Consider the following 7,403-nt stretch of genomic DNA (forward strand, 5'->3'; position numbering starts at 1 on the left):
TCGTTAAGAAAAAAATCATTAAAAAACTCTTCCGAAAAACACTAGCTTAGAACCATCAAATCCACGCAGCTAAAAGGTGGGTCAGATCATTACCGAAATAGGTGGGTCACACTTAGCGAAATAGTCAGGCTGGAGGTAAACATCGTCTAAACCGACACTATGCAAGCCCTCGAAGAACCTTCTACTTTTCAACTCTTCTTTAATCAAATACAGGCAGTAGTCGATCTTCTGAGGTAGCTTTACAAGCGGATATCTATCGCTATTGAATTTCATAAGTCAAGTTTTAAGCTCAAAGACAAGATTTTTCCAAATCCAATAATATACTTTAAAAGTACATTATAATATTTATAAAGTATAGTATATGCCCTTTTTAGCCGTTTTCTATACTTTAAAAACCTGATAATCAGAAAGTTTGAGTTTTATAAATGAGGGCGGGAATCTATTTTGTGATGGATTTAATGATCGTCACACAAACAGATGGCAGAAAAACTAAAGATTAATCGACTTAAAGTGGTACTTGCTGAAAGGGAAATCAGCCAAAAGGAATTTGCTAAGACGCTTTCATTCAATCCCAATACGATTTCGAGAATCTGCAACAATGAACAACAGCCGACATTGAAAACACTTCACAAAATGGCTAAGGCTCTCGATGTTGATATTCGTGAATTGCTTATCCCTACAAAAGACTAAAGGCTAAAGAGCCTTGCGACTCTCTAGCCTCTGAATAAGTTGAGATATGCTTTAATCTTGTAGTACTGGTTCTTCTATCCTATTCAGGATAAAATCAGTTGCCTTCTGGGCTAATGCTGACGCCCTAACAAAGGCCTTATTGTCTTCCCTTAGCATGTGAGTGAGCCTTTCAACCCAGAACTGGATGTAAGCTGAACTATTGTCTATTGTGTTGTTTGATATTCCAGCTTCCCCGCATAGAAAGCAAGTTGAAATCTCTGCTACAAGTTCCTCTTTACAATAGTCTCGCGATCCGTAAACCGCTGGCTTCATGCAAGTGTCACGATTGAGTCTTGAAGTATGACCGGTGCTGTGAGAAAGCTCGTGGAATAATGTGGCATAATATTCATCTGATAAAATGAAATTGTCACGATTAGGAACTTTGACACGATCTTCCATCCAGTTGTAATACGGTTGATCTCCGCCATGTTCAATTATTGGTCTTGAAGGCATGTCGTTAACAATGGTCTCACACATTTCAATTGGATCGTTAACATACTTGGTGGGAAGTTTGAGCTTCACTCCTTCCACGCATTCAACGTTGAAGACATTGTAATACTTAAGAAAAGGAATTCGTTTGATCTTTTCTTCTTCGGAGAATTCCAGCGTCTTCCAATAAATGACTTCGATACTCTTTGAACCTTTCTTGATGTATCCACCGAGTTCTTTCACTTGAAGAAACGTGAGGAACAATGGGTATTCGAATTCTGTGTTGTTTAAAATAAGAGCGTTGATTCCTCTGTAAGGTTTCTTGCTTACATAATTTCTTGCCGGACCGAAATCATTCCAGGTCTGTTTCCAAGGTGTCTTTCCATTTTGGAGTTTGTTCATGATCATGTCATTGATTACATCATACATGTTCTTTCTTTCGCTTGTCGTTTTCATAACCATCATGTTTAAGTGAAACTTTGATTTTAGATGGCCATCTCTCCGGGCTTATTCCGGAAAACAGAAACAACTCCGCTGACATAAGCTTGCGCCAAAAGGAAAAGGAATATCAATGGGGGCTCCTGGAATGACGACAGAAATGCAAGGGGGAAACCGTTTATATGCCGGAAGCTTTTGGCATCAAGTCCGGAAAAAGCCCGAACTTAGGTCGGATAAAAGCAAAAAAATCTAGAAATTATTGAACTACGCAAAAAGGCTGCGTTGTTCTGACCCACTTTTGTTCAACTTTTAAAATATGAAGGACGAATCAATAATTTTTGAAGAGCCAAACGGACTATTTGCAATCAAAATTCCATCAGTTTGGAAAGCAGTAGAGAGAAAGGAAGCTGACACGAAGCCGTATCAGTTTGCAATTATAGGGAAGTCATTTTTCCAAATCAGTTGCCGCAAAATTACTCCGGATATTGAAAACCTCATCCACAACAACAAGCTCATATTTCACAATCCAGAATTACCCAACGTTAGCTTTGCTGAAACTTTCTTTGAAGGTCCTCTTTCTTCATACACCTGGATGTGTGCTGTAGGAGACCATTTTGTATTGGCTTCATATTTTTTCCCTTTAGAAGAACGATGGCAGACTTTAACAAAGCATAGCCTGTTCATTATCAGAATCTTCCTTCAAAATATTCACTTCAACTACAAATTGATAAAGATTGATGATATGAAGACATCGCCAAAGAGCAACGAAAAAAAGGACTACTATAAAATCGAAACATGGAGAGACAAACCATCTAAAGTTTTTGAATTCATTGGTGACATTGATAAATCAAAATGGAATCACAAAATGGTTGGCCCAATTGAACTAGACACTGTTAAAATTTACACTCTGCTAAAGTTGAAGATTTCGAGTCAACCTAATGGGTTCAATTCAACGGCCAGAGCTGGTGCGCCTTTAGACAATATGTTTTGGTGGGATTTCATGCTGGAGTGCGACAAAGGGTTCATTCAAATTTGGCGAACTCCTCATGCAGTGGAGGCGGTTGTATCATTTGAGGGTGAACCTTTTGATGTTGTCAAGTTTCTGGAAACCAACATTAAAACACACAGCAAGGAATTGGCGGATGCAATCAAAACTTACGATAAACATCAGTTGATCATTAATCATTTTGTTAGTTACAAACAATGCGTTGACTCACTTTGGAAAGATATTAACGAGATTGACTTAACGCCACCCAAAGGTCCGACAAAACATATCACAAATGAAGATCCAAACAAATATGTTGATGGTCTGCGTGGATTCATCGACAACAGCGTCAAATATCACACCGTAGCGAAATCGCTTGTGCTCCATGCGGCCTTTGCTATTGAATCCTATTTGAACCTTGCTATCCGTGTCGGAAGTCCAGTTGAATTAAAAGATTACCCTGAGGTGATGGACAAATTCCTAAAATCCGATTTCATGTTCCGAATCAAAAATTTCGGCTTCTATTCTTCGCTGTTAGCGAGTGAAATTGACGTGAATAACAAAGCCATTAAGGACGCTCAACAATTGATGTCATTTCGGAACAAGTATGTTCATTTTGATGAAAGCTCAGAACATAACCGCATAGGTGTTGTGTTATTTGATAGGGATTACCCACTTCATCAAGCAGTCGATGATCGGCCTGCAGTTGAATCATTTAAGCAAATGTTTCATGTGCCCGACAAGAAAACTGTAACTCGTTTTTATGAGACATCTATAAATTTTGTGAAGTATATGAAATCACTGATTCACCCTGCTATGAAGAATAATGTTGAATTTCTTATGGAGCAAAATCCAATAGGATATAATGAGTCATTGAAATGTTACTCTGTCGTCAATAGTGCCATGGCTTTAGATTTTTTTGGTGTGTCTGAAGATTAAATAGCTCTATTTGAAGCAAACATTTCTCAGGATGATAATTTTCTAAAAAACATACGTATTGACATGCCTAAAGATCAAAATAATTCTCTCTCCGAAAATATCGACTATGGACATCAGCTAAAGAAATTTCCTCTGCATGGCATCACCGGAGGGCAAGTTCAGGAAATTTTGGATGACTTGAAGCAACAGGGGATTGCTTATCGATGTGATTTCGACATTCTTTCAAAACACTTTCTGTTTCGAACTCTCAATATAAACCCATTTCTTTCCGACTTCAGTTCATTGAGAAAATCGTTTTTAGAAGATTCCGACCACGAGCAACACGAAGTTCCGGAGAATGAGAATGAGTTCCATAAGTATGTATGCCGTTTTTACTTTACCATCGTAAAATCGCCAAAAGATGAACTACTGGGACTATATGAACATGCTTTTGCTGACATCAAGGCTATCGACAGAACACTCGCAGAGATAACGCAAAAGCAATCTGAAACAATAAAAAGAAACGACACCGCTGAAATTCAAGAATTGATACCAATTCTTAAATACTATCAACAGCATAATGAAGACGCAAGAACGGAAATCATGAATTTTCTAAAAGACAGGATTCACAACCTAGCGTTGAATCAATGTTATGACTCAAGTTTATTTCCAGCTTTCTTTCAGTCGGTTCCATATAGTTACTACTGGAATTCTAAAGCATACACGCCTCATCCGCCAAGCGATCTTGATAATAAATTTGGTGACCTACCGGTAAGGTTAATTCGAGATTTAAAGGTCACTTATGAATCGGATCGACCTGCCTTTAACAGGACAATTCAACAGTACATCAGCGAAAAGGAAATAATATTTTCTATTTCTGATTTATTACATAAACATCATATTCTCGATCAGCATAGCACAATTATCAGGGAAGCATTGGACACATATTCAAACGGATCAAAAATGATGTTTGCCAACGCAGTGCCAACCATCATCGAAGGGATTTTCCATGATATTTGCAAGACTGTCGGTACTCCTGAGAACGTACTCTTGACAGAAGGATTCCAGCAAAAACTGAACAGACTAAGAAAGGTTCTTGGCAGTGACTTAGAGTATGAGTATTATTCTTTTCGCTTTAGGCTATTCAGAAATAAGGTTGCTCATGGAAGAATGAATATCGCAGATCAATCCGAAATATCTGATATGCTGCTCTTGGATTTATACCATGCTTCCGAATTGTGTTTCAGCAATGACTTGAAACTGAATAAAAAAAGATTTTTGATCGATCAATTGAATAAAGGGCTGTCAAATCCTGACTACAAGTACTTGATAGAATACCTTCTTTTAGGCGAAGAGGTCATCCCAGCGTTTTATCATCTGGAGTCACAAATCATTGAAGTTGAGAGGCTCATTTCCAGTGATGGCTTCTGGGCATTTTTGGAGAATGAATTAGATCAAAACAGTGATCCGATTAGGCACGGTATTCACTACATCGTCACTCTGATCGCAAAGCGCAAGCCATTCGACAAACGATGCACAAAACTTCTCAAGAAGGCAAAAGTCGGGAAACCTGATTACACACTTCTAGATAAATATGTTAAGGGATTACACCACGCTTACTAATATGAACATTGTCAGCCATCTATTAAGAAAGGTACTGTATAAATTTGGATTTACTTTTCTCACTAAGAATGAATACATCTGGTATGCAAGCTACGGTTCGAATTGTTTTCGAGAGAGATTTTACTGCTATTTACGAGGTGGTCAAACTGACGGAAACTCAACAGTGTATCCAGGTTGTTCAGATAAATCTCTTCCCCTTGACGAACGAAACTTGCTAATTCCCCATGCTCTATATTTCGCTAAACAGTCTGCATCATGGGAGAACGGTGGAGTCGGTTTTATTCGTCATCAAAAAAATGAAAACGAAAAAACATTTGGCAAAATGTATCTGATTACTAAGAATCAATTCGGTGAAATTGTAAAACAAGAAACCAAACGGGAAGAGAATTTAACTATCGACTTTGTTAAAGCGCAGCAACAAGAAACACTGCTTATCTTGGAGAGGTCATGGTACGGAATGCTGCTCTACCTTGGGACTGCGGCAAACTACCCAATTTTCACTTTTACAAATTCCTCAGATTCGCAGCCTTTTGTGAAGCCATCAAGCCGCTACCTAAAAACAATATCAAAAGGAATCCAAAAAAACTTTGACCTTAACCCTGATGAGTTGGTCGACTACTTTATTAGTAGACCAGGAATTTCGGACAACTATACTCGGCAAGAGATTCAGGAAATTGTTAGGACAATAAAAATATGACTACCCCTGTTAACCAAAGCCAGCATAAGGTTCCACAAGTATACCTGAAAAAATTTGGGTACAAAGACTTAAACAATCAATGGAAGGTTTCTGTTTTAAAACGCGGCAATGAAAGACCTATGCAAAAGAGCATCAAAAGCTTTACAGCCGAGGTAAATCACTTCGACATTGAAAGTGATGATCCCAGAATTCACCGAATGTTTGAGAAAATGAATGCAACGTTAGAAGGCGAGTACAACAATATCGTCAAAGAGGTTGAGTCCGATGGTGAACTTTCAGAAAAGTCAATTGCATATCTCTTGCAATTTGTGGCTGTTCAAATTGTTAGGTCTGACAAATGGCGAGCACAAATCATGGAGTTTCTCGAACCGGATACTAGAAGAAACTTCTTACAGTTTATAATTGGGCATCGAGCTAAAGATGCACAAGAGTTTAAAGACATGCCGAACCAACCATTTTTTCAATCCTTAATGGACCTCCCGTCCGACAAACTTATTAACCGAGCGCTTCTGTTCTTCAGTGAATATTTGATTATGAGAATTGGACACTTCGAGGTTGTAATTCTGGAGACGACAGATGAAAGACCATGGTATACTTCCACAGACCCGGTTATCGTTGACAATAGAATTGATAAAGATAATCTTGAGATCTTTGCTAAGGAAAGTGAAGTATACTTTCCGCTCACACCGAAGCATCTGTTGTATCTTCACTTCAAAGGGTCTGACGATCAAGTTAACTCGCTACGTTCTCTATCATCAGAAAGAATACACTTGGTCGAACAAGCACAGGCATGGGAGATTCAAAAAAAGATAAGTGCTAACGCACATGAGTTTCTCGTACTAGCCGGGGAACACCGCGAAGAATAATCCTATTTTGCTTTGTGTATCACCTTGTCATCACTGAGTAGTCGTTCGGAAAGTTTTTTTGCAAACTTTCTATTCTCATCAGCTGTGAGCAGTGTCTTCCTTTTAACTGGTTCATTGAAATTGCCATGTAGATCGATAGAGTAAATCTGGATAATTTTCTTTGCATCAATCTTAATATGCTCCCTGTAAATAAGGTACCCTTTTTCGAAATTTTCGTTGCTCAAATGATAGAGCGAATCCAAAGTGCTTTTTGCTTCGCTCAATACTTCAATAATCGGTTTTTTCCAATCAGTTTCAGTACGTTGAGCTTTGAAAAATATTATCAATGAATCAAGACAAAGCGCTAAGGTATAGATAAAAATCCTTTTGGTGTAGACCGCTTCCATCGGTTCAAATACAATCCCGTTTAATGTCGAATCTGGACTGGGAGAGTTTATTGAGTTCATTCGCACTTTTTGAGAATGTGTAGCCGCACACAATCTTCCATACTGTTTGTTTAATTTTCTAATATTGCCTTTAAGACCGGGATAACCAAAGCTCTTTTCAATATGGATACATGAGTCGTCCATTTTCTCGATCCCCCATGTCCCATTGAATATTTCGCTACCGTCTGACCCACCCTTTCGGTAATTACCTGACCCACCTATTTCGGAAATGGTTTGACCCAGGTATTTCGCTAATTATCTGACCCACCCGTTTCGGTAATCATTTGACCCGG

8 protein-coding genes are annotated in these 7,403 nt (G+C 38.5%); 5 read left to right on the top strand and 3 right to left on the bottom strand.

Annotated features, from left to right (window positions below; genetic code table 11):
* Nucleotides 1-81: 81 nt before the first annotated feature.
* Complete coding sequence (locus DQQ10_RS27530) at nucleotides 82-273, bottom strand: hypothetical protein (protein ID WP_112750177.1); 192 nt, start codon at nucleotides 271-273, stop codon at nucleotides 82-84.
* 204 nt (nucleotides 274-477) lie between these two features.
* On the opposite strand from DQQ10_RS27530, the gene DQQ10_RS27535 reads away from it, so the two are divergent.
* Nucleotides 478-690 carry a helix-turn-helix transcriptional regulator gene (locus DQQ10_RS27535; RefSeq protein ID WP_112750178.1) on the top strand — a complete coding sequence of 71 codons (213 nt, stop codon included), beginning with the start codon at nucleotides 478-480 and terminating at the stop codon, nucleotides 688-690.
* 51 nt (nucleotides 691-741) lie between these two features.
* Here DQQ10_RS27535 and DQQ10_RS27540 read toward each other — a convergent pair whose 3' ends face one another.
* Nucleotides 742-1,614: an ArdC family protein gene (locus DQQ10_RS27540; protein ID WP_165824149.1), complete on the bottom strand. Its 873-nt coding sequence runs from the start codon at nucleotides 1,612-1,614 to the stop codon at nucleotides 742-744.
* A gap of 298 nt (nucleotides 1,615-1,912) precedes the next feature.
* Here DQQ10_RS27540 and DQQ10_RS27545 point away from each other — a divergent pair, with 298 nt between their 5' ends.
* The 4 genes from DQQ10_RS27545 (at nucleotide 1,913) to DQQ10_RS27560 (ending at nucleotide 6,685) form a co-directional block, all read left to right on the top strand.
* Entirely contained in the window at nucleotides 1,913-3,520 is a 1,608-nt protein-coding gene (locus tag DQQ10_RS27545) for a hypothetical protein (RefSeq protein ID WP_112750180.1), read from the top strand.
* A gap of 63 nt (nucleotides 3,521-3,583) precedes the next feature.
* Nucleotides 3,584-5,122 (top strand): hypothetical protein, encoded by a 1,539-nt coding sequence (locus DQQ10_RS27550; protein WP_112750181.1) that lies wholly within the window; start codon nucleotides 3,584-3,586, stop codon nucleotides 5,120-5,122.
* Nucleotide 5,123: 1 nt separating this feature from the next.
* Nucleotides 5,124-5,819: a hypothetical protein gene (locus DQQ10_RS27555; RefSeq protein ID WP_112750182.1), complete on the top strand. Its 696-nt coding sequence runs from the start codon at nucleotides 5,124-5,126 to the stop codon at nucleotides 5,817-5,819.
* Nucleotides 5,816-6,685, top strand: coding sequence for a DUF4238 domain-containing protein (locus tag DQQ10_RS27560; protein ID WP_112750183.1), 870 nt, complete (start codon nucleotides 5,816-5,818; stop codon nucleotides 6,683-6,685). The genes DQQ10_RS27555 and DQQ10_RS27560 overlap by 4 nt, the downstream gene beginning before the upstream one ends.
* 2 nt (nucleotides 6,686-6,687) lie before the next feature.
* Here the strand turns inward: DQQ10_RS27560 and DQQ10_RS27565 are convergent, their stop codons facing one another.
* Entirely contained in the window at nucleotides 6,688-7,131 is a 444-nt protein-coding gene (locus DQQ10_RS27565) for a hypothetical protein (protein ID WP_133259790.1), read from the bottom strand.
* Nucleotides 7,132-7,403: the final 272 nt, after the last annotated feature.

This window comes from Pseudochryseolinea flava (assembly GCF_003286915.1).
Classification (GTDB): domain Bacteria; phylum Bacteroidota; class Bacteroidia; order Cytophagales; family Cyclobacteriaceae; genus Ohtaekwangia; species Ohtaekwangia flava.

Excerpts from the sequence above, each read along its gene's own strand:
- DQQ10_RS27545 (WP_112750180.1), top strand. The coding sequence starts at position 1,913 with ATGAAGGACGAATCAATAATTTTTGAAGAGCCAAACGGACTATTTGCA.
- DQQ10_RS27565 (WP_133259790.1), bottom strand. The coding sequence starts at position 7,131 with ATGAACTCAATAAACTCTCCCAGTCCAGATTCGACATTAAACGGGATT.
- DQQ10_RS27540 (WP_165824149.1), bottom strand. The coding sequence starts at position 1,614 with ATGAAAACGACAAGCGAAAGAAAGAACATGTATGATGTAATCAATGAC.
- DQQ10_RS27560 (WP_112750183.1), top strand. The coding sequence starts at position 5,816 with ATGACTACCCCTGTTAACCAAAGCCAGCATAAGGTTCCACAAGTATAC.
- DQQ10_RS27530 (WP_112750177.1), bottom strand. The coding sequence starts at position 273 with ATGAAATTCAATAGCGATAGATATCCGCTTGTAAAGCTACCTCAGAAG.
- DQQ10_RS27555 (WP_112750182.1), top strand. The coding sequence starts at position 5,124 with ATGAACATTGTCAGCCATCTATTAAGAAAGGTACTGTATAAATTTGGA.
- DQQ10_RS27535 (WP_112750178.1), top strand. The coding sequence starts at position 478 with ATGGCAGAAAAACTAAAGATTAATCGACTTAAAGTGGTACTTGCTGAA.
- DQQ10_RS27550 (WP_112750181.1), top strand. The coding sequence starts at position 3,584 with ATGCCTAAAGATCAAAATAATTCTCTCTCCGAAAATATCGACTATGGA.